At 71.7% G+C, this 2627-nt stretch carries 2 protein-coding genes; both read right to left on the bottom strand.

Annotated features, from left to right (window positions below; genetic code table 11):
- Nucleotides 1-1079 (bottom strand): serine/threonine-protein kinase (locus AOK11_RS35065; protein ID WP_157869516.1); only part of this gene is annotated, 1079 nt, incomplete at its 3' end.
- Between the two features lie 103 nt (nt 1080-1182).
- Nucleotides 1183-2031 carry a menaquinone biosynthetic enzyme MqnA/MqnD family protein gene (locus tag AOK11_RS35060; protein WP_055597694.1) on the bottom strand — a complete coding sequence of 283 codons (849 nt, stop codon included), beginning with the start codon at nt 2029-2031 and terminating at the stop codon, nt 1183-1185.
- Nucleotides 2032-2627: the final 596 nt, after the last annotated feature.

Here is a 2627-nt window from a genome sequence, read left to right as displayed (position 1 = left end):
CCGGTGCCACCCGCCGGTCCGCCGCCACCCGCCGGTCCGGTGCCGCTCCCCGTCGGGGCCCCGTCCACCGACGGGCTGCTGAAGTCCACGGGGCCGGACACCGGGGCGTCCGCCGAACCGCCCTGCCCCGCCTCCAGGTTCAGCAACCGCACCGCCGATCGGCTCACCTGCTCCACCAACGCCCCCGGCAGCCACCCGTCCGCCACCAGCCGGGCCGCGCCGCCCTCGGGGGCCAGCCGCCGGGCCACCTCGGCCGGAGTCGGACGGGCGCCGGGGTCCTTGCTCAGGCAGGCCGCCACCAGTTCGCGAAGCCCGCTCCCGAAGCCGCCCTCGTCGCCCTCGCCGCCCGGGCCGTCGCCCCCGGCCGTCCCCTCCAGCCGCCCCAGCTCCGGCTGCTCATGGACGACCTTGTACAGCAGCGCCGCCGAGGAGTCGCCGGAGAACGGGGGCTCGCCCGTCGCCGCGTACGCCAGTACGGCACCCAGGGAGAAGACGTCCGCCGCGCCCGTGGCGCCCTTGCCCAGGATCTGCTCGGGCGACATGTAGCCGGGCGAGCCGATCGACACACCGGTCGAGGTGAGGGAGGCCGTGCCGTCCGTCGCGCGGGCGATGCCGAAGTCGATCAACAGCGGGCCGTCGAGGGTGAGGAGGACGTTCGAGGGCTTCACATCCCTGTGCACCAGGCCCCGTTCGTGCACCGCCGTCAGCGCCTCGGCCAGGCCCGCGCCCAGCACCCGTACGGTGTGGGCGGGCAGCGGGCCGCCGTGCGTGACCGCCGCCGTGAGGGAGGGGCCCGCCGCGTAGGCCGTGGCGACCCACGGCACGCGCGCCTCGGGGTCGGCGTCCAGGACCGGGGCCGTCCAGGCACCGCCCACCCGCCGCGCGGCCTCGACCTCGCGCCGGAACCGGACGCGGAACTCCTCGTCCAGCGCGAAGTGCGGGTGCACGATCTTCACCGCGACCGTGCGGCCGCCGACGCTGCGGCCCAGGTAGACCCGGCCCATGCCGCCGGCGCCGATCCTGCCCAGCAGCCGGTACGGCCCCACCGTCGTGGGCTCGTCGACATCGAGCGGCCGTATGGAGTCCACCCCGTCCCCCCTCCCCCGTCCCACCCGTACGCGGGCCTCTGGCAGCAGGGTAGTGGGAGGCTCCCGCCTCCTCACGGGTGCGGCGGGCCGGCTTTCACGGCTGGAGCAGGTCGACCTTCACGTCCGCCGGGAAGCCGGTCGTCGGTCCCACCCGGCGCGCGAACGCCTCGACCGCCGCCAGCTGCGGCGGGCCGAAGCTGAAGTCGAGGGTGGTGAAGTACTGGGCCAGCGTCTCCTCGTCGAAGGCCTCCCAGCGGGACGCCTGTTCGGCGACCTTGCCGACCTCCTCCAGGGAGAGGTCGCGGGAGGCGAGGAACGCCTCGTGCACCTTCCGGGTGATGACCGGCTCGCGCTCCAGGTAGTCGCGGCGTGCCGCCCAGACGGCGAAGACGAACGGCAGTCCCGTCCATTGCTTCCACAGCGCGCCCAGGTCGTGCACGTCGAGCCCGAAGCGGGGCCCGTCGATCATGGTCGCGCGCAGGGCGGCGTCGCCGATGAGGACGGCCGCGTCGGCGTCCTGCATCATCAGGCTGAGATCCGGCGGGCAGGTGTAGTAGTCGGGCTGCACGCCGTACCGCTCGGCGAGCAGGAGCTGGGCGAGGCGTACGGAGGTCCGCGAGGTCGACCCGAGGGCGACCCGGGCGCCGTCCAGCCGGTCCAGCGGGACCTGCGAGACGATCACGCACGACATCACCGGGCCGTCGCAGCCGACGGCGATGTCGGGAAAGGCGACCAGTTGGTCGGCGTGCTTGAGGAACTCGACCAGGGTGATCGGCCCGATGTCGAGATCTCCCTGCACGAGCTTCTCGCTGAGCTTCTCGGGGGTGTCCTTCGACAGCTCGAAGTCGAGGAGAGTGCCCGTTCTCGCAAGCCCCCAGTAGAGGGGCATGCAGTTCAGGAACTGAATGTGTCCGACGCGCGGCCGGGTGCGAGAATTGTCCACATCGCGAGGCTAGCCCTCATGCCGCGGGGCGGGTTCTCCGGGCCCCGCCACCGGCCCGACCGGCGCCCTGGCGCATGCGGCGGAAGCGACGTTCAAACTTTCGGGTGACGTGATCTTGACCCCTATTGCGCGCGGGCGGTCGCGTGCTAGGCTCGTCCGCAAGTTGCAGTTTGGTTTCCCTTGCAGTACAGAGCCTGCGGAGCATGTGACCGCGGGCTCTCGTCGTTCTCAGACGGATGCGATTGTGCAGAATTGGTCTTCACACTTGCTGGGTTCTGGAGCAGGGCAACCCTTTGGGCCCAAGGAGGGCTTATGGCTACCGGAACCGTGAAGTGGTTCAACGCCGAAAAGGGCTTNNTCGACGTCACGCAGGGCCCCAAGGGCCCGCAGGCGGAGAACGTCACCCCGGTCTAATCCTCTCCGATCCGGGAACGACTAGCAGTACCCAAGGAGCCCCCCGCCGTCAGGCGAAAGGGGCTCCTGCCTTTTCCCACCGCTGAACCGCCACTGAACCACGGTGGAACCATGGCTGAATCACGGCGGATCCCCCTCGGAGCGGCGTGAGCACGGCTAGGCTGCCCGCCCATGACGGACAC

Source organism: Streptomyces hirsutus, from assembly GCF_001418415.1.
GTDB classification, from domain to species: domain Bacteria; phylum Actinomycetota; class Actinomycetes; order Streptomycetales; family Streptomycetaceae; genus Streptomyces; species Streptomyces hirsutus.
The sequence above is the reverse complement of the archived record's forward strand: the minus strand, read 5'-3'. Positions and strand labels throughout refer to the sequence as shown.